This is a genomic window from Sphingorhabdus sp., assembly GCF_046292425.1.
Taxonomy (GTDB): domain Bacteria; phylum Pseudomonadota; class Alphaproteobacteria; order Sphingomonadales; family Sphingomonadaceae; genus Sphingorhabdus_B.
Map to the genome: position 1 here is coordinate 14,274 of NZ_JBKBQV010000001.1, position 19,032 is coordinate 33,305.

The 19,032-nt window shown below is 55.4% G+C and carries 18 protein-coding genes and 2 tRNA genes; 12 read left to right on the forward strand and 8 right to left on the reverse strand.

From position 1 onward, the window contains the following. Nucleotides 1-82: 82 nt before the first annotated feature. Genes ACK4S7_RS00085 through ACK4S7_RS00095 form a run of 3 tightly spaced genes read right to left on the reverse strand, consistent with a single transcriptional unit; the run spans nucleotide 83 to nucleotide 3,922 of the window. Nucleotides 83-475: a YdbL family protein gene (locus tag ACK4S7_RS00085; protein ID WP_409643205.1), complete on the reverse strand. Its 393-nt coding sequence runs from the start codon at nucleotides 473-475 to the stop codon at nucleotides 83-85. Next, nucleotides 475-714 (reverse strand): YnbE family lipoprotein, encoded by a 240-nt coding sequence (locus ACK4S7_RS00090; RefSeq protein WP_409643207.1) that lies wholly within the window; start codon nucleotides 712-714, stop codon nucleotides 475-477. Before ACK4S7_RS00090 ends, ACK4S7_RS00085 begins: the two co-directional genes overlap by 1 nt. A gap of 25 nt (nucleotides 715-739) precedes the next feature. Beyond that, a complete protein-coding gene (locus tag ACK4S7_RS00095) occupies nucleotides 740-3,922 on the reverse strand; it encodes a YdbH domain-containing protein (protein ID WP_409643209.1) in 3,183 nt (1,060 codons plus the stop codon). 110 nt (nucleotides 3,923-4,032) lie between these two features. On the opposite strand from ACK4S7_RS00095, the gene radC reads away from it, so the two are divergent. Both radC and ACK4S7_RS00105 read left to right on the forward strand, forming a co-directional pair. Then, on the forward strand, nucleotides 4,033-4,728 hold the full coding sequence (gene radC / locus ACK4S7_RS00100; protein ID WP_409643211.1) for a RadC family protein: 696 nt from the start codon (nucleotides 4,033-4,035) through the stop codon (nucleotides 4,726-4,728). Between the two features lie 47 nt (nucleotides 4,729-4,775). After that, nucleotides 4,776-6,029 (forward strand): multidrug effflux MFS transporter, encoded by a 1,254-nt coding sequence (locus ACK4S7_RS00105; RefSeq protein WP_409643213.1) that lies wholly within the window; start codon nucleotides 4,776-4,778, stop codon nucleotides 6,027-6,029. A 54-nt stretch (nucleotides 6,030-6,083) separates the two neighbouring features. Here ACK4S7_RS00105 and ACK4S7_RS00110 read toward each other — a convergent pair whose 3' ends face one another. The 4 genes from ACK4S7_RS00110 to ACK4S7_RS00125 all read right to left on the reverse strand — a co-directional run bounded on the left by ACK4S7_RS00110 (nucleotide 6,084) and on the right by ACK4S7_RS00125 (nucleotide 8,925). Beyond that, nucleotides 6,084-7,643, reverse strand: a complete 1,560-nt coding sequence (locus ACK4S7_RS00110; protein ID WP_409643215.1) for an amino acid permease — start codon at nucleotides 7,641-7,643, stop codon at nucleotides 6,084-6,086. 65 nt (nucleotides 7,644-7,708) lie between these two features. Continuing rightward, nucleotides 7,709-8,086 carry a histidine triad nucleotide-binding protein gene (locus tag ACK4S7_RS00115; protein ID WP_409643217.1) on the reverse strand — a complete coding sequence of 126 codons (378 nt, stop codon included), beginning with the start codon at nucleotides 8,084-8,086 and terminating at the stop codon, nucleotides 7,709-7,711. A 15-nt stretch (nucleotides 8,087-8,101) separates the two neighbouring features. Continuing rightward, complete coding sequence (locus tag ACK4S7_RS00120) at nucleotides 8,102-8,416, reverse strand: phosphoribosyl-ATP diphosphatase (RefSeq protein WP_409643219.1); 315 nt, start codon at nucleotides 8,414-8,416, stop codon at nucleotides 8,102-8,104. Then, nucleotides 8,416-8,925 (reverse strand): MarR family winged helix-turn-helix transcriptional regulator, encoded by a 510-nt coding sequence (locus ACK4S7_RS00125; RefSeq protein WP_409643221.1) that lies wholly within the window; start codon nucleotides 8,923-8,925, stop codon nucleotides 8,416-8,418. The genes ACK4S7_RS00120 and ACK4S7_RS00125 overlap by 1 nt, the downstream gene beginning before the upstream one ends. Before the next feature lie 60 nt (nucleotides 8,926-8,985). On the opposite strand from ACK4S7_RS00125, the gene ACK4S7_RS00130 reads away from it, so the two are divergent. From ACK4S7_RS00130 to ACK4S7_RS00140, 3 genes are all read left to right on the forward strand, one after another. Further along, nucleotides 8,986-10,074 (forward strand): branched-chain amino acid aminotransferase, encoded by a 1,089-nt coding sequence (locus tag ACK4S7_RS00130; protein WP_409643223.1) that lies wholly within the window; start codon nucleotides 8,986-8,988, stop codon nucleotides 10,072-10,074. Between the two features lie 63 nt (nucleotides 10,075-10,137). Continuing rightward, nucleotides 10,138-10,212 (forward strand) — tRNA-Gln (locus tag ACK4S7_RS00135). Nucleotides 10,213-10,358: 146 nt separating this feature from the next. Beyond that, complete coding sequence (locus ACK4S7_RS00140; protein ID WP_409643225.1) at nucleotides 10,359-11,081, forward strand: response regulator transcription factor; 723 nt, start codon at nucleotides 10,359-10,361, stop codon at nucleotides 11,079-11,081. Here ACK4S7_RS00140 and ACK4S7_RS00145 read toward each other — a convergent pair. Next, nucleotides 11,078-12,451 (reverse strand): class II 3-deoxy-7-phosphoheptulonate synthase, encoded by a 1,374-nt coding sequence (locus ACK4S7_RS00145; protein WP_409643227.1) that lies wholly within the window; start codon nucleotides 12,449-12,451, stop codon nucleotides 11,078-11,080. The two genes, ACK4S7_RS00140 and ACK4S7_RS00145, sit on opposite strands and share 4 nt — an antisense overlap. Before the next feature lie 390 nt (nucleotides 12,452-12,841). Here ACK4S7_RS00145 and petA point away from each other — a divergent pair, with 390 nt between their 5' ends. The 7 genes from petA (at nucleotide 12,842) to ACK4S7_RS00180 (ending at nucleotide 18,963) form a co-directional block, all read left to right on the forward strand. Next, complete coding sequence (petA, locus tag ACK4S7_RS00150) at nucleotides 12,842-13,405, forward strand: ubiquinol-cytochrome c reductase iron-sulfur subunit (RefSeq protein ID WP_409643416.1); 564 nt, start codon at nucleotides 12,842-12,844, stop codon at nucleotides 13,403-13,405. Nucleotides 13,406-13,419: 14 nt separating this feature from the next. Beyond that, the gene (locus tag ACK4S7_RS00155; RefSeq protein ID WP_409643229.1) at nucleotides 13,420-14,715 is read left to right on the forward strand and encodes a cytochrome b; all 1,296 of its coding nucleotides are present in this window, start codon (nucleotides 13,420-13,422) and stop codon (nucleotides 14,713-14,715) included. 18 nt (nucleotides 14,716-14,733) lie between these two features. After that, nucleotides 14,734-15,597, forward strand: coding sequence for a cytochrome c1 (locus tag ACK4S7_RS00160; protein ID WP_409643231.1), 864 nt, complete (start codon nucleotides 14,734-14,736; stop codon nucleotides 15,595-15,597). Nucleotides 15,598-15,716: 119 nt separating this feature from the next. Further along, nucleotides 15,717-15,790, forward strand: a tRNA-Gly gene (locus ACK4S7_RS00165). A 335-nt stretch (nucleotides 15,791-16,125) separates the two neighbouring features. Further along, complete coding sequence (locus ACK4S7_RS00170; protein WP_409643233.1) at nucleotides 16,126-16,692, forward strand: EF-hand domain-containing protein; 567 nt, start codon at nucleotides 16,126-16,128, stop codon at nucleotides 16,690-16,692. Nucleotides 16,693-16,819: 127 nt separating this feature from the next. Then, a complete protein-coding gene (locus ACK4S7_RS00175) occupies nucleotides 16,820-17,539 on the forward strand; it encodes a response regulator (protein WP_409643235.1) in 720 nt (239 codons plus the stop codon). After that, the gene (locus ACK4S7_RS00180; protein WP_409643237.1) at nucleotides 17,539-18,963 is read left to right on the forward strand and encodes an ATP-binding protein; all 1,425 of its coding nucleotides are present in this window, start codon (nucleotides 17,539-17,541) and stop codon (nucleotides 18,961-18,963) included. Before ACK4S7_RS00175 ends, ACK4S7_RS00180 begins: the two co-directional genes overlap by 1 nt. Nucleotides 18,964-19,032 lie beyond the last annotated feature (69 nt).

Below are 19,032 nucleotides of genomic sequence, written 5' to 3' on the forward strand. Positions count from 1 at the left end.
AGCGCGCCCGCAAGAATGTTGCAATGCAAAAGAAAAGGCCGCGACATCTCTGCCACGGCCCATCGGAACTAAGCTTGACCACTTATTGTGGGCAGCGCGGGTCCAATTCCGGCGTGCTGGCGTCACGAGTCTTCCACTGGCCCGAAGGTGTCTGGTACTTCTCACCAGCGACCGTGCGTTCGCCGATCAACCGGCAGCCGCTGCGCAAAGCCATTTCCTCTACTGTCGCGCCATTGGCGAGCGCTTCTTTCGAATAAGCTGCCTTGCGCTTGATGTTGATATCCTCGACCAAGGCGCGAATGGCCGGCGATGGCGAAACCACAAAGCCCAGATAGCCATCGGACTTTTCACCGACCAAGCCGCTGGCACGCGCATTTTGATATGCTGGATCGCGACCCGATTGGAAGGCAACGGCGCTTGTTGCAGTGGCGCCGAGCAATAACGCTGCAATCATCATTTCAACCGAATTCTTCATCAAAATATCTCCGGATTTTCTTCAATCACTTTTTCGGACGCCGCAGCCAGCTTGTACAAGATTTCCTGCCGGATCGCGATGTTGAGGTTGATGACTATTGGCTTGTCGGGTGCCGTAACCTGTACGCATCCCGTAAGAACCGACGCCATCAACGGCGTGAACAAGAATATCACTTTCCCCATAAGGCGGCGAATCGCATTATCCGTGCGGTTCGTCAATTGATGCAGGCTATGCGCCATATTCGCTTTCCCTTTGCTGAATGGTTCATTCATTTGCTGGTTCTTTTTCGTTTTCAACAGGTTGCGGCAACGGGGTTAGCGCATCCTGCTTTTTCTGTTCGTCGAGCAAATATTTCAGATCCCGGTCCGCCGCGTAGTTCCCGTCATACAGGCCACGGATCGATCCGATAAGCTTCTGGAACTCGGCCGTCACACTTACGTTGAATTTAATGGGAATTCGCGCCAGTTGCCGCGTGATGAAATTGCGCTTGGCCATCGCGCCCTGCTGCAAGCCGGTGAAACTGATGTCCGTCACAATTTCACCCGCCAGATCGCCACCAACGCCAATGGTCAATGTCGAATAACGGATTGAGCGGAGCGCGTTGAATGCATAATTGGCAAACATACCCATGTCTTCATACGCCAGCTCACCCAGATAGCTGACCTCGCCCCCGCCGGGGCGCGATACCAATGCCCCACCGACGATCCTGCCGCCGTCTTGATTGAAAACCATGGGCAATGTGCCGTCGAACACGCCCGTGACGCGCAGATTCTGGAAATCATATCCCGCGAGCAATTTTTCAGCATCCACACCAATAACGCGAAATGTCAGCCGCCGTTCGGACTCATCGCGGAAATCCAGCACGGTGGGTTCAAGGATCAACTCGCCCCCCGCAAACGGCCAGCGCCCCGCCTCAATTGCCACCTGCCTGTTGGGTAACAGTCTATAGCTGACTGTCCCGCCCAGCGCAGGAATGCCGGGGTTCACCGACCCGAGCGTCGCAATCTGGCCCGATGCAGTCCGAAGGCCGAGCAGGTCGGTGAAAACTATCTCTGTCGCGAGTCCCTCCACTGGACCGAAGGCTGCGGCGAGATCCATGTTGCTTGTCGCAATACGGCCAGTGCTGCGCACCCCTGCCCCGTCCCATTCGATACGGCCATCTCCCGAAACGGTGCCATCCACATTGGCGACGACGCCCAAAACAAGTGGCGTAAGCAAATCCGGTTGGAAGCGGTTGCCGAATCGAAGTCCGTCAACCGCAAGCAGGGCACGCCCGTTGTTATTGCGCAGGTCATGCCGGATATCGACATCCGACACACGTGTACCTGTGGTAGGTTCAACAAGGGTCCCGATTGCGGTGATGACATTGTTTTCGAGCGTCAGCAGCATGTCAGGCACCAGCATCGGCTTGAACCGGTCAACCTGTTCGGCATCCAACACGTTCAGACGCGCGTTAAGGGTGAGTAGCTGCGCGATATACCGCCACCCGCCCGATGCCTCGTCGATTAATAGCGGTACATTGCCGATTTGTCCCGCGCCGCCAGTCAATGTGCCGGACACACCGCCCTGGCCAAAGCTGCCATCAAGGCCTGCAATGTTGAAAATGGTCGGCGCATCGGCTTGCCCCAACTCGACCACAACATTTTTGGCAGCAAATCCCTCGCTCAGGCTAAACCTTACGCTCGTGCTGCGTGCGGCAACTGGTGTGCTTCCCAATGTACCCAGCGTATTGAAACCCGCGACATTGGTCGCAAAGCGCACATTGCCGTGGCGGTATGTCAACATGTATTGGCCTGCATCGGGGCATAGCCGCAGCGACTGTCCACGCAAGGCAAGGCTCGACACGCGCAGCGCGTCAAAACGCAAATTCTGACAACCATCATATAGGGAGAATGCGCCGGCATTATATTGCCCCGAAATAGGCACATCCAAACCGTTCACAAAACCACCAGGCAGCGGTCCCGACATTCTCGCTTGCCCGGCAAAGCGCCACGTGCCGCCCGGTACACCGTTAAAAGCAAGTCGGGACACCGCAAGGCTTGTGCCGCCCGAAGCATAAGGCGCAATCATCAGATCACCGGACCAATTCTGGCCAGATTGTGCGAGCTTCAGGGTGGTTGCTGGGACGTTGGGGCCCGACAGCAAGAGCTGCGCCGGTGCATTTAGCCGCCATCCGGCGGTGGTTGCTGCCAAAACAAACTCGCCCATTTGCCGCACGCGGACACCCGATGCACTCGTTATGGCAAGAGCAGCGACATTTGTCCCACGGCGGCCTTGAAAATCCTGAAATGCATCAAAATTGAGGCTGGCGCTAAACTGGTCACCAGCGCGTTCCAGCACAGGCGCCATGCGGGCGAAGATTGGCCCAACGGGCGTGTCCCGGGTTTTTGTGGCAAGATTGCCAAGGCCGGAGATTGTGCCGCGGTCAAATGCGCCGCCAGTCAGGGACATTCCCCCGCGGGTAGACAGTGCGATTCGCCCATCAGCAAAACCGGCAGTCCCCTGAGCGTCCAGCATCAGACGCGCCACGGAAAGCGGGGCAAATCGCAACATTCCTTTAGTCATTTTAAAGGCAAAGTTGGTGCGCGCCAGCTTGCCATCAACTGACAAGCTGCCGGCTATATCCCGCAACCGGGCCTGCGGAATATCAACTGCAACGGCCGAATAGGCGAGTTTACCCGACCAAGAACGGAAGCGCTCCGATAGCCTGAGATCAGTATCAAGGCGCGGACTATCAAGTGCAAATCCGGCTTTGCGGCACGTTGCGACGGTGGACGTAACTGGACCGATCAGGCGCGGCTCACGCCATTCGAGCATCAGTTTGCCGTCAAATTTCAATTTTGCCGCAGTGCAGCCAGCGGCAGCGATGCCCGGGGACCGCAAAGACAAATTGCCGGCAAAGCGGTTCCGCAACAGACCGCTGCCATTCAGGCCAGCACCAAAAACACCCCAGGGCGTATCAATACGCGCGCGGGCGTTTTTAATGTTTACGGCGATGTCGGGCCACTCGAAAGGCTCGGCGGACTTGGGGTCCCTGAATTTGTCCAGTTCGCCGAAGGATAATTTGCCATCAACAAACCGCCCGCGCAGCATTACGCCATCGGCGCGCACATCACGTAAATTTGCCCCCGAGAAATTCAGCGCCACGTCGATTTCAACTCGCCGGGCGGTAAGATCGGGGCGTGCAGGATCACCAATCACAAGGTCGCGGATCCGCTGCGTTCGGAAACCAATGGTGTCGACCTTGTAACTTGCCTTTATACCGCGTTCGGCAAACGCATTTTGCACAAAGCGGTCAGCGATGCTGTTCCGCTGCGTCCATGTAAATAGCAGCAGGACAGCGAGCAAAACGCCCACCGCGCCGAAGATGCGCCGCTTCCAACGCACACCGCTATATGGTTGTACATCGACATCTCCGGTCGGTGTTTCGCTGGCAGTGTCCTGCATCACTCCCAAATGCGGGAAAGGCCGTCATGTTGCAACGCCATTCGCGTCAAGTTGCTTGCAGTGTTTTGAAAAATCGCAGAAAAGAGATATATCACAAAGGGATAGCGGTGATGATTGAAAGCGCAAACAAGATCGAACATCACGGCGCCGGTCACCGCGCGCGCCTGCGCAAACGCTTGCTGGAGAAAAACGGCGAGAGCCTGCATGATCATGAATTGATAGAATATCTGCTCGCGCTTGCAATACCGCGTCGTGATACCAAGCAGATCGCGAAGGACCTGATCCAACGATTTGGCAGTCTGTCCGCGCTGCTCACCGCCGACGCCGACAGTATCCTGCAGGAAAAGTGGATGGGCGAAACCAGCGTGGCTGCACTTAAGATAGTCCAGGTTGCGGCGCTCCGCCTTTTGAGCGAACCGGTGCGTGAACTCCCCATATTGTCCTCATGGCAGTCTCTGCTGGATTATTTGCGGGCGGATATGGCGCATTTGACGATTGAACGCGTACGTACATTATATCTCAACAGCAAAAATATGCTTATCCGTGACGAGGTTGCCAGCGAAGGCTCCGTCGATCAGGCCGCTATCTATACCCGCGAAGTTATCCGGCGGGCGATGGATCTGGGCGCGGCAGCCATCATACTTGTTCACAACCATCCGAGCGGGGATAGCTCCCCCAGCCGCCAAGATATAACAATGACCCGCGATATTGCCGATGCGGGTAAAAAGTTTGGAATTGCCGTGCACGACCATATTATCATCGGCAAAAATGGCTTTAGCAGCATGCGCAGCGCGGGATTGATTTAGCCCGTTAGTGGGTGGCAAAATGATGCCCGCTCCCGCATAGCTCCCTTATGCCCTCCCAGACTCGAAGCAAAAAATCCATCGGTCCGCGCGAACTCACCGTCATGATGGCGTCGCTGATGGCGCTGAATGCCCTTGCCATTGACGCCATGTTGCCTGCGTTTCCCGCGATGGTGCGTGGTTTCGGGCTGACCGATCCGAACAGGATTCAGTATGTCATTTCGACTTTTCTCGCTGGAACCGGAATTGGTGCATTAATCTATGGCCCGCTTTCCGACCGCTATGGCCGAAAGCCTATATTATTGATTGCAACGATCGGCGCGGCGGTATTTTCGCTGGCATGTTCGATTGCGCCAGATTTCGAAATCATGCTGGCAATGCGTTTTGCGCACGGGCTGCTGGCAGCGGCAATGGGCGTGCTTGTCGTGTCCGTCATTCGTGACCAGTTCGAAGGCGACGCCATGGCCCGGCGGATGTCGACGATTTTCCTGATTTTCATGATTGTGCCAATTATCGCGCCCACAATTGGGCAGATGGTCCTGTTGTTTGCTGGCTGGCGCGTGATTTTCGACTTGATGGCGTTTATGGCGGTTGCCGCTGCCATTTGGGTCTATCTGCGACTGCCCGAGACATTGGCACCCGAAAATGTCATTCCCATCGAACCACATGCGCTGGCCAAGGCATGGAAAGTCGTCATCCTCAACCGAAACGCGGCTGGTTATATGATTGGCGCTGGCGTGACGCAGGGCGCTTTGTTTGGCTATCTCAACAGCTCGCAGCAGATGTTCGACAAAGTGTTCAATGCTGCGGATTTTTTCACAATTGGCTTTGCCATCATCGCTATCGGCATTGCTGTGTCCAACTTTACCAACTCACGCATTGTTGAACGTTTTGGCGCACGCCGTGTATCGCAAACGGCGCTTCTGACATTCATCCTGCTGGGAGCGCTACAATTGCTTGCCGCATTCTATGCGCCAACGTCGCTTCCGATTTTTCTGATATTGCTGACGGGCAATATGGCGATGATCGGATTTATCGGCTCCAATTTCTCGTCGATTGCGATGACGCCCTTTGGCCATGTCGCAGGGGCAGCGTCGTCATTCCAGACCTTTGTCCGCACGGCGCTCGCGGCATCGCTTGGCGCATTTATCGGGCAACAGTTTGACGGCACGGTTTATCCGGTAGCGCTTGGCTTTCTATGTTGCGGGCTGGTCGCGCTGGGCTTAGTCCTGTGGTGTGAAAAGGGGAAGCTATTCACGCGCCCCCGCACCACCCAGCCCATTCCCACCAATCCGCGAAACTAAGGCAAAGAAAAGGGGCACCGAAGCGCCCCTGTCCTTTTGGTATTTGCGGTTACCTTATTCCACGACTGGACCAGGGAATTCACCCATGTCCGGCGCGTCATCCATCATCTGGTCATGCTGCAGGTTGGAATTGCGCATGCCGTAGACGAAATACAACACGATGGCCGCAACCAAAAAGTAGATGAAGAACACCAGCACACTGAAAGGCACCGTCGTGATCAGATACAGGCACGACAGGATGCCGAGGATCGGAACGATGGGATATAATGGCACCGAAAAGCCACGTGGCAATTCGGGCGCTGCACGCCGCAGGTAGATTACCGAAAGGCAGACAATGGCAAACGCAGCCAGGGTGCCGACCGAGGTCATGTCACCCAGAACGTTAATGTCAAAGAAGCCTGCGGCAACCGCCGTGATCGTGCCTACTAACAGCGTGTTTACATAAGGTGTGTGGAAGCGTGGATGCACCTTGGAGAATATTTTCGGCAACAGGCCATCACGCGCCATTGTATAGAAAATACGCGTTTGCGCATACATGAGCACCAGAACAACCGAGGTCAGACCGATGATCGCACCGACCTTGATGGTCTTGGCAAGCCACGACCATTGTGCGCCGAAACTATCGACCACAACCGCAACTGGATCAGGCACGTTCAGTGTCGCATAAGGTACCAACAACGTCATGATTGCTGCAACCAGCATGTAGATGACAGTGCAGACCACCAGCGAGCCGATAATGCCGAAAGGCATATCACGCTTCGGGTCTTTGGCTTCCTGACCCGCGGTCGAGACAGCTTCAAAGCCGATATACGCAAAGAAAACGATCGACGCGGCACGCATGATGCCATCGACACCGAATTCGCCATCGCCGGTATTTTCAGGAATAAACGGTGTCCAGTTGGTCGCCATCAGCTCAGGCAAGTTGGACAGGACGATATAACCGCCGACCATGATGAAGGCAGCGAGCACACTGACCTTGATGGCCACGATGACGTTGTTGACCTTGGCCGATTCCGATACGCCAACCATCAACAACAAAGCGAGTGACATACAAATGGCAAATGCAGGCAAGTTGAAGATTGCAGTAACCGCAGTACCATCGACGATCAGCGGCGCACCATCACGCATTACTGCATGACCGGTAGGACCAGTGAATTGCGGCGGAATAACCAGACCGAAATCCGCCAGCAGACTGACGACATAGCCACTCCAGCCAACGGCAACAACTGATGCCGCAAGCCCATATTCCAAAAGGAGCAGCGCGCCCATGACCCAAGCCACAAATTCGCCCAATGTGGTGTAGCTGTAGGTGTAAGCGGAACCCGAGACCGGCAAGGTCGAGGATAGTTCGGCGTAGCAGAGGCCCGCAAAGGCGCAGACAAGGCCAGCCACAACGAAAGACAACATGACAGCAGGGCCGGCATGCAGTGCTGCTGCGCTACCCGTACGGACGAAGATACCCGCACCGATGATGCAACCAACGCCCAACAGCAGAAGATTCCACTTGCCCAGCGAACGCTTCAGTTCGCTGCTTGCTGACTCTCTTTGTACTTGTGCGATCGTTTTGCGCGCGAACATGCGCTGCATCACGGATTGCTGTTCAATCGCCATCATAATCTCCCCGATGGATTTCTTATCGCGCGGAACCTAGCCTCTAAATGTCGCCGCGCAACATAATTTCACCGCATAAGCATGGGGCCGAGCGGTTTTCCACCGAAAATATGGACATGCAGATGCGGAACCTCCTGATGCGAATCCACACCTATGTTGGCAAGCAATCGATATCCTGGTTCCAATAGCCCCATTTCGCGTGATACTTGCCCCACCGCACGGACAAATCCTGAAATCTCGGCGTCGCTGGCTTTTGCGCTGAAATCATCCCAACTGACATAGGCGCCCTTGGGAATGACAAGAATGTGGACAGGCGCTTGCGGATTAATATCGTGAAAGGCGAGCGCCCATTCATCCTCGAACACTTGGCGGCACGGTATCTCGCCGCGCAGTATTTTCGCGAAGATGTTTTGGTCGTCATATTCCAGTGTTGGGTCAATCGGCATATATCACTCCATGGATTATTTGCGCGCCGCCTTTTCGACGAGGCCAGAGACCCCTTCCCTGCGATCAAGCTCGGCCAGCACATCGTCCAACGTCACGCCCACGTCACGCAGCAATATCATCAAATGGAAAATGAGATCGGCCGCCTCGGCCGTCACATGCTGTGCATCATCCGTAAGCGCCGCGATGATGGTTTCGGTCGCTTCTTCGCCAAGCTTTTGCGCGATCTTGCCGCGTCCTTTGGCGAGTAGCGAGGCGACATAGCTGCTGTCAGGCGCCGCTCCTGCCCTCTTGGCAATCGTTTCTTCAAGCCGTGTGAGGGTATCGCGCATCAAATATCCTTTTGCAAGGCGACGACCATGGCCTTGTCTTCTGTTGGTATCAACCCTTCGAGAACGCGCCAGAAGCCCGTTACCGATTCCTGCCCCGCGGCCGCATAAGCCGACGCAAGGCTATTGCGCAGAGCCTCGAACAACTGCGCTTCAAAAGTTACGCCCTCAGGCGTCAGGCGAAGCAATTTTTGCCTGCGGTCAACCTGACCCGTGCGTGTTTCGACAAGGCCCTTGTCGGCCAAATCGGTCAATACCCGTCCAAGCGACTGTTTGGTAATGGCAAGGATTTTGAGCAGCGCACTGATGGGCAGGTCAGGCTGGCGCGCAATGAAATACAGCGCACGATGATGGGCGCGGCCAAGGCCATGTTCTGCCAAGCCTTCGTCAATAGCGCGCGTCAAACGAGTGTAACCAAAGAACAGAAGCTCCACCCCGCGCCGCACTTCGTTTTCACGAAGGAACAAGGGCGAAGCGGTCGGCGAGACAGAAACAGAAGATGGGACAGCCATATTGACGTATCTTGGCCCAGCCCATAGGACAGTGCAAGACCCTAATAAACGAGAGCATAGATGACCGCTGGCGCATTTCCTTTTGAGGTAAACCCGAACCCTGTGGATCCCGCCGAGCGCGCTGCGCGACTGTCAGATCCCGGTTTTGGCCGGGTGTTTACTGATCACATGGTCACCATCCGCTATTCGGACGAAAATGGCTGGCATGATGCCAAGGTAGGCCCGCGCGGACCGCTGACACTCGATCCTGCAACGGCCGTGTTGCATTATGCGCAGGAAATCTTTGAAGGACTTAAGGCCTATCGCCTTGAAGATGGCGGGATGGCACTATTCCGTCCGGAACAAAATGCCCGCCGCTTCCAACGTTCAGCAAAGCGCCTGGCGATGCCTGAACTGCCGGAAGAAATGTTTCTGCAAGCATGCAAGCAACTGGTCGCGGTCGATAAGGATTGGTTTCCACCCGTCGAGGGCGGCTCGATTTATTTGCGGCCGTTCATGATTGCCAGCGAAGTGTTTTTGGGCGTGAAGCCTTCTGCAGAATATCTGTTCATGGTCATTGCTTCTGCCGCCGGCAATTATTTCAAGAGCGGCGCGCCTGCAATTTCGATCTGGGTTTCGCAACATTATACGCGCGCGGCGCCCGGCGGCACTGGCGCGGCGAAGTGCGGCGGCAATTATGCCGCGAGCCTTGTGGCGCAATCTGAAGCAATAAAGCAAGGTTGCGACCAGGTTGTTTTTCTTGATGCAGCCGAACATCGGTGGGTCGAGGAACTGGGTGGAATGAACCTGTTCTTCCTGTTTGATGACGGGTCAATTATCACGCCACCGGCCGACGGTACGATATTGGAAGGTATCACGCGTGATTCCGTCCTGACACTTGCGCGCGAGCAAGGATTGAACGTGCGTGAAGAACGCTACGCCATCGACCAATGGCGTAAAGATGCAGAATCAGGTCGCCTGGTCGAAGCGTTCGCCTGCGGCACGGCTGCGGTCGTTACAGCAGTGGGCACCGTGCGGTCCGCAGATGGCAGCTTCACCATCGGCGCAGGCGGGGCAGGACAGATGACTCAGCAAATCCGGTCAAAACTTGTGGATATCCAACGCGGAGTTGCTGCAGATAGCCATGGCTGGGTGCAACGCATCGATTAAGCTGTTGCGCTATATGATTCCCGCGATATAAGCCGCCCCGCAACGGCCAGTTCGCTGGCTTGCTGGGGCGTCGCCAAGCGGTAAGGCAGCGGCTTTTGATGCCGCCATTCGCAGGTTCGATCCCTGCCGCCCCAGCCATTCACACTCCTCCCAAAATTGTGTCTTCCCGAAAAATATTGTAAACGTTTGTAAAAAGTTTGGCCTCTGGCTGGTAACTGAATGATATTTAGCGTATTTACATCTCATTGCCGTAAATTCGGCCGGTTGCTGAGGGGCGGACCACCATGAGGATAGTTATTGCCGACCATGCGCCGGACGTCGTGGCTCATCTGAAACTTATAATGGAAGAACTCGGTTATAGTGCGACCGGTTACACCGACGGTGAAACATTAACGCAAGCTTTGTTACGCGAGACATTTGATCTCGTCATTCTCGACTGGAATATCCGGTGCAAGGATGGAGCGTCCTTTTTAGGATGGATCCAGAACACATTACCCAAAGCCCCGCCAGTCATCATAATGGCCAACCGGTCTGCCAAGCGGGATATTACCGACGCGCTGACCGCAGGTGCGGATGATTACATCACAAAACCGGAAGATCGGGCAGTTATTGCAGCGCGCGTGAACGCTTTGCTGCGTGGAGCGTCGGGCGGCGGCGCTTTTGACACCGAAGTAACCTATGGCATCTACCATATGAATCGGCTGGACAACAGCGTGACTGTTCATGGCAAAAACGTTTTACTGACGGCAAAGGAATTTGAGCTCGCTGAACTGTTTTTCAAACACGCCGACCGAACCTTGTCGCGCGAATTTATTATGCAAACCATCTGGCGGACGACTGCAACACTGGCGACACGCACACTCGATATGCACATTTCGCGGGTGCGTGCGAAGTTGGAGCTACAGCCGGAAAATGGCTTCCGCATATTCACGGTATTCGGTTACGGCTACCGGCTTGAATCCTTTGCCCGTCAGGCTTCGCTCACGGATGTAAAACCACGGGACTAGGCTGCTTTTTTCGCACGCTCGTTCATTTCCTGGTTCAGCATTTCAGCAAGCAGGAATGCCAGCTCAAGCGACTGCGCTGCGTTCAATCTCGGGTCGCAATGGGTATGGTACCGGTCTGCCAGACCTTCGTCAGTTACGGCAACTGCGCCGCCTGTGCATTCGGTCACATTCTGGCCAGTCATCTCGATATGGATGCCGCCGCCAAAGCTGCCTTCGGCACGGTGGACGGCAAAAAATCCGCGCACCTCAGCCAAAATACGTTCGAATGGACGCGTCTTATATCCGCTCGCTGATTTCACCACATTGCCGTGCATAGGGTCACATGACCAGATAACGGGATGCCCCTCTCGTTGAATTGCGCGCACCAATGTGGGCAATCCGCTTTCAACCTTGTCATAGCCATAACGCGAAATCAGCGTTACCCGCCCTGCCTCACGCGCAGGGTTCAATGTGTCTAGCATCCGCAACAGGGCGTCGGGCTCAAGACTTGGACCACATTTGATGCCAATGGGATTGCCAATGCCGCGCAGGAATTCGACATGCGCCGAACCTTCGAACCGCGTGCGGTCGCCAATCCACAGGAAATGCGCCGACGTATCATACCATCCGCCGGTCAAGCTGTCCTGACGCGTCATCGCCTGTTCATAGGGCAACAATAAAGCCTCATGACTGGTATAAAAGCTTGTGCCCTTGATCTGCGGCACGGTCTCTGGCGTGATACCGCAAGCCTCCATGAACGCCAGTGCTTCGCTGATACGGTCTGCCGTTTCGCGATATTTCTGGGCCCAGGGCGAGCGGCCCATATAATCATGCGTCCAGGCATTGACCTGTTGCAGGTTGGCGTAACCGCCATTGGAAAACGCGCGAAGCAGGTTCAGGGTCGAGGCCGCCTGGCTGTAGGCGCGGACCATGCGCGCCGGGTCGGGCTCCCGGCCTTCAGCGACAAATTCAATGTCATTGATGATGTCGCCGAAATAACTTGGCAGTTCCACGCCATTAATCGTCTCGGTCGGGGTTGAACGCGGCTTGGCGAATTGTCCAGCCATCCGCCCGACTTTAACCACCGGCAACTTGCCCGCAAATGTGAGGACTACCGCCATCTGCAATATCACGCGAAATGTATCGCGAATGTTATTGGGATGAAACTCGGCAAAGCTTTCGGCGCAATCACCGCCCTGAAGCAGGAATGCCTTCCCTTCAGCCACTTTGGCAAGATCGGCCGTCAGGTTACGTGCTTCGCCCGCAAAAACCAGTGGCGGGTAATTCCGCAAGGTCTCTTCGGTCGCGGCCAGTGCAGCAGCGTCCTTATAGACTGGCATGTGAATACCAGTTGCGTCTCTCCAGCTTTCCGGCGTCCAATTTGTCGCCATGGGTATCACTCCAACAATAATCGATTAAAATTTGCGCCCTTTAGGCGTAATATGTTGCCAGTAGCAAGTATTAGCCGCTAATTTCCGTTGGTTTCACAAAATGCAACCAAGCTGGCGTCGTTTGGCGCTTCGTTGACCAAATTGCCTGTTGGCAAATGGCCAGAAAGGCGTCTATGTGGCCGCTGAATCGCCCCTGCCGTGGGCCCAAGTGTTTGTTTGCGGCTGGTGTGATAGGATTTCGACGGTATTGCGCGGAACAGATCCGCGACGCAAAAAGGGCAGATTATGTCGACAGTCAAAAAGACAAATGGCACAGGAAAAAAACCTGTAAAGGCGCCGGCAGACCCCGCCGCGTCGGCTTTGAACGCCGAAGGCGCGACTCAGGATGGTATTCCAGTTAACGAATTGCGGGTTGAAGGTGGCGGCGAAGCACCAGCGGTACGCCGTCGTGACTTCATCCACATTGCTACGGTCAGTTTTGCGGGTGTTGGCGCAGCGGCTGTTGCCATGCCTTTGGTATCCCAGATGAGCGCAAGTGCCGATGTGCTCGCGCTCGCCTCGATCGAAGTTGACGTTGCAGCTATCCAGCCCGGCCAGTCGATCAAGACCAGCTGGCGCAAGCAACCTGTTTTTATCCGAAACCTGACTCCAGCCGAAGTCGAAGACGCCAACAAGGTTGATGTCGGTTCGCTGCGTGATCCCCAAACTCTTGCTGAACGCACGAAACCGGGCAAAGAAAACTGGTTGATCACCCTTGGCGTTTGCACCCATTTGGGTTGCGTGCCGCTGGGTGCTGCGTCCGGCGAAGTGAAGGGCGAATATGGCGGCTATTTCTGCCCGTGCCATGGCTCGCATTATGACACTGCCGCACGCATTCGGAAGGGTCCGGCTCCGACGAACCTCGTCGTTCCGGAATTCGCATTCATTTCTGACACAGTCGTCAAAATCGGTTGAGGAGCTAAAACGCAATGAGCTTCCCTTGGGCACAAGAATATAAGCCGCAAGGCACGGTAAGTAAGTGGGTCGATGAACGCCTTCCCTTGCCGCGTCTGGTCTATAACGCCATAGGCGCCGGTTATCCGGTTCCCCGTAACCTCAATTATTTCTGGAACTTCGGTGTCCTTGCAGGCGTCGCACTTGTTATCCAGATTGTAACCGGCATTGTCCTCGCCATGCATTATTATGCAAGCGTCGACGGCGCGTTCAACAGCGTTGAGCATATCATGCGCGACGTGAACTCCGGCTGGTTCATCCGCTACGCACATATGAACGGTGCAAGCTTCTTCTTCATAGTGGTCTATATCCACATTTTCCGCGGCCTGTTCTACGGATCATATAAGGCACCACGCGAAATGATCTGGCTGCTGGGTGTCACCATCTTCCTTTTGATGATGGCAACAGCCTTCATGGGCTATGTTCTTCCATGGGGCCAAATGAGCTTCTGGGGCGCGCAGGTTATTACAGGTTTCTTCTCCGCCATTCCTTTGGTGGGGGAACCCCTACGCCAGTGGATTTTGGGCGGCTTTGCCCCCGATCAGGCTGCGCTGAACCGTTTCTTCTCGCTGCATTATCTGCTGCCGTTCGTTATTGCCGGTGTCATCATATTGCACGTATGGGCTTTGCACATTCCAGGTTCGTCCAACCCGACCGGTGTGAGCGTAAAGGGTGAACAGGACACCGTTCCGTTCCATCCATATTACACAGCAAAAGACGGCTTCGGCCTCGGGGTCTTCCTGATTTTCTTCGTTGCTGTGACATTCTTTGCGCCAAATATGTTGGGTCATCCCGATAACTATATTCCGGCCAACCCACTGTCGACACCGGCGCACATCGTGCCTGAATGGTACTTCCTGCCATTCTATGCGATTTTGAAGGCGTTCACCGTCAACTTCGGCATTCCGTTCACGGGCATTGTCCTGATTGAAGCCAAGTTGATGGGCGTCCTTGCGATGTTCGGGTCGATCCTGCTGCTGTTCTTCCTGCCTTGGCTGGATACATCGCCGGTTCGTTCGGGGCATTACCGTCCGCTGTTCCGCAAGTTCTTCTGGTTCGGCTTGATCCCAAGCCTGGTCATTCTGACCTATTGCGGCGCACAGCCACCTTACACGCAGTGGGTCGTGCTCAGCCAGATAACGGCGGCATATTATTTCGCTCACTTCTTGATCATCTTGCCGATTGTTTCGCGCATTGAACGGCCGCTTCCGTTGCCTAATTCAATCACCGAAGCCGTCACTGGCAAACCGCTTCAGCCAGCGGCTGCGTAAAACAGGGAAAGCATAATCATGGTTCGTTTAATTGCTTTTTTGGTAGGCCTGTTTTTCAGTGGCATGCTTTTGCTTGGTCTTGGGGACACCGTTGTTACGGCCATCCAAGAACCTGCACAGCCCACGGCAGAGCATGAGTTTCACGAAAAGCCACTGGCCGTAAGCTTTGCGCACGACGGTCCGTTCGGCAAGTTTGACCGCGGCCAGTTGCAGCGTGGATTGAAGGTCTATTCCGAAGTCTGCGCCGCTTGCCACAGCCTTAACCTCGTCGCTTTCCGTGACTTTGCTGCCTTGGGTTATAGCGAAGAACAGGTGAAAGCATTGGCAAAAGCCTGGAAGACGGAAGTGCCAAGCATCAACCCCGAAACGGGCGAAGCGGCAACCCGGCCTGCCATTCCTGCGGATAAAATTCCTTCGCCCTTCGCGAATGAAGTTGCCGCGCGAGCAGCCAACAACAACGCGCTTCCACCAGATCTTTCGTTGATTACAAAGGCTCGTGCCAATGGTCCGGCCTATGTTTACTCATTGCTGATGGGTTACCGCGAACAAGTGGGTTACAAGAATGCTGAAGGCAAAGAATTGCTGAAAGAATATCCTGAAGCCGCAACGCCTCCTGGTCTGAACTTCAACCCATGGTTTCCAAATCTGAATATCGCCATGGCTAACCCGATCGCGGTCGATGATCAGGTAGCTTATGACGATGGGACAAAAGCGACGAAGGAACAGATGGCAAAGGACGTTTCTGCGTTTCTGGCCTGGACCGCCGAGCCGAAGATGGAAAATCGTAAGAGCGCCGGTTGGGCAGCCCTTGGCTTTCTCATTATCTTCACGGTGTTGGCTTGGATGTCCTACAAAACCATCTGGGCTGACAAAAAGCATTGATTGGATAAGACAGATTTAGGAGAGGGCCGCTTTTGCGGCCCATTCTTTTACAAAGAGAGCGTTGACGCTAGGGCCGGATAATGGCAATAGCGGCGCTCGAAACGGCCAACTGGCCTGTTGCGGGTATAGCATAGTGGTAATGCACTAGCCTTCCAAGCTAGCTAGAGGGGTTCGATTCCCCTTACCCGCTCCAACTTTCACTTAGTAGTCTGCCGATAGGTCCGGGGTTCGATTAGCTTCGCTGGTCTCCGGCCCTTCGGGCCTACGGCTGTCCTCCGCTGCGCTCCGTTCGCCTGCGGCACCCCCTTACCCGCTCCAAGTTCCGGTCAATGATCGCTGACAGAACCGTGATGCGATTGTGCTCCACTTGCCTGTGTCACCGCCGCTTCAACCGCTTAACCTCCCGCCATCGGCACGGCTGTTTGATACAGTTTGCGACAAAGCCGCCGTTGCCGTGACAAACTGTTGCGACATATATCGCTTATCAGGTCGTCTGTAGTCACATGCAGACAACAAGGAGCGACGAACATGAAGAAGCTTTCAATTTATGCTGGCCTGATGGCATTATCGGTAACTTCGGCAGCGGCGCTTTACGCTGCGCCGGGCAAAGCCGATCAGGACGGCAACAAAATCGTCACCAAAGCCGAAGCCATTGCGGCTGGCGACGCGCGTTTTGCCAAAATGGACGCAAATAAGGATGGGATTTTAAACGAAGCCGACCGGACTGCTATGATGGCACAGCGTTTTGCAAAAATGGACACTGACAAAAACGGTTCCATTAGCCAAAGTGAATTTATGGCAGCGCGCGAAGCACGTGCTGACCGCCGTGAAGACCGTGGTGCCAAGCGTATGGAGCGTGGCAAGATGGGAGCGCATGGTGGACGTCGCGGCGGTGGCGGAATGGCCATGATGGCCGGCGCTGACACCAATGGTGACAAGGCTATATCCCAGGCCGAATTTCGCGCCGCTGTTGAGGCCCGATTTACCAAGGCTGATACCAATGGAGACGGCAGCATCTCGGCCGACGAGCGTAAGGCTGGTCGAAAGGGGAACTGGGGTGGACGAATGACCCCTTCGCGACCGAACGGCGGCTAACGAGCTTTGCTGGCGCGGTCTTCCTCCCCTTTGGACCGTGTCATTTCCTGGCCGGAGGAGTTTCTTTCCTTCTCCTCCGGCCTTTTTTCTGGCCTGACGCCAGAAAGCGGCCATAAGTTGGTTTGATATGAACAAGTCCCGTCCCCATTTATTGCTCGTCGATGATGAGGCATCGATTCGCGAGCCATTAGGGAAATATCTGGAACGCCAGGGCTTCCGGGTCACGGACGCGGCCAACGCATCTACCGCACGCTCAGCGCTTTTATCCTACGACATTGATCTGGTGCTGCTCGACATCATGATGCCTGACGAAGACGGGCTTAGCCTGTGCCGCTACATTAGCGCACATGACGGTCCGCCCGTCATTTTGCTCACGGCGAAATCAGAAGAAACGGACCGCATCATCGGCCTTGAAATTGGTGCAGACGATTATGTCATTAAACCCTTCTCGCCACGCGAGCTTGTTGCAAGAATCAAGGCGGTGTTACGCCGGGTTACATCTGGCGCGCCTAAACTCGACCGGAGCGGCAACAGTTTCAATTTCGACGGATGGACCGTCAATACAACCGAACAAACCCTTCACGACCCCGAAGGCATATTGGTGCCGCTGTCGTCCGGCGAATTCCGGATGTTGGAGGCACTTGTTGAGCGCGCAGGCCAGGTTCTCACCCGCGACCAGTTGCTTGATCTGACACGCGGACGCGAAGGCGGGCCCTTTGACCGGGCAATCGACAATCAGGTCAGCCGGCTGCGTCGCAAGATCGAGCGCGATCCCAAAGATCCGCAGCATATCAAAACCATCTGGGGTGGCGGATACCGTTTCTCGACCACGGTTACGCGGCTTTAATGGCTGCGCGCCATTTCCGTTTTTGGCCAAAAAGCCTCTACGGGCAGATATTGCTCGTAGCGGCGTCAGCCTTGTTGATCGCGCAATCGGTAAACGCGGCTTTGTTGCTTTCAGGCGTCCGGTCGCGTGCAGTTGCTGAAACATCTGTCATGGTGGTCGGCCGCGTCGCCAATCAGATCGAAAGACAGGGCACGGACGCCTTTGACCCGGCAAACAGCCAACGAAGGACAGAAAGAGAGCGTTTCAAATCACCACGCGCGGGCCGCCGCAGCGGGATCGTCGCGATCACCTTATCCGCCTCCCCACTCAATATTCCCCGCGCTGACTATCAAAGCGACATGTCTGTTCGCGCGCAGGAGTTTTTGCGGCAAGGGGATATTGAATTGTCGGACGTCCGTATTTCCGCCGTTTCTGTCAACGCACTGCCGCCTGAATTGCGGGACCCGCAACTTCGCCGCTGGCGGACTACAGGATTTCGCCAAGCGAACCGCGAAACACCCCATAGGGCCGTCCTTTTTTCTGCGCGCCTCCCAGATGGACGTTGGTTGAATGCGGCAGGATTGGTGCGTCCCAACGAAAATGCTTCTATCTTCGCATTACTGCTGCAGACGTTTACGCTGTTTGCCGCAGTCATGATTCCTCTGGCACTGGTCGCACGACGAATCGCCCGGCCTCTGGATGATCTGACCAAGCGTGTGCGCCAGGTTGGAATTGCGGGCGAGCCTCAACCCATGGAACGTGCAGGTCCCGAGGATGTACAGCAGTTGATCGTCGCATTTAACGCCATGCAGGCGCGCGTATCAAACCTGCTTGGCGAAAAGGACGTCATGCTCGGTGCCATTGGTCATGATTTGAAGACACCCCTCGCCGCGCTTCGCGTTCGGATCGAGTCGGTCGAAGATGATGACGAACGGGAGAAAATGGCGTCCACCATTGATGAGATGGTCACCATATTGGACGATATATTAACGCTCGCGCGGCTTGGAAAATCAGGCGAGCCAGTGCAATCCGTGGATATTGGCGCCATGATCGAAACCGTCACGAGCGATTTTGCCGCGGCCCAGCTGACGCCACCTGACAGGCGCCATGTCGCAGACGTCCGTCCAGTGCTTATCCGGCGTGCGCTGCGCAATCTTATTGGCAACGCCATTGCCTATGGAAACCGCGCGCTATTAACGGTGCGCGAGGAAAACGGGATGATTTTCGTCGACATTGATGATGAAGGCCCGGGCATTGATCCGGCGTTGGCTGAAAGCATGTTTGAACCCTTTACGCGCGCTGAAAGGTCGCGCAGCCGGTCAACGGGCGGATCGGGGCTTGGCTTGACAATATCGCGTGCCATTGCGCGCGCGCATGGAGGCGATGTCCGGTTAGAGAATCGAACCGCAGGCGGCTTGCGGGCGACCATTTCATTTAAGCAATAAGGGAAAAAACGGCTTCCGGTGCTAGGTGGGTGGGAGCGCATCCGGAAGCCGATATGTTCAAGCTTCACC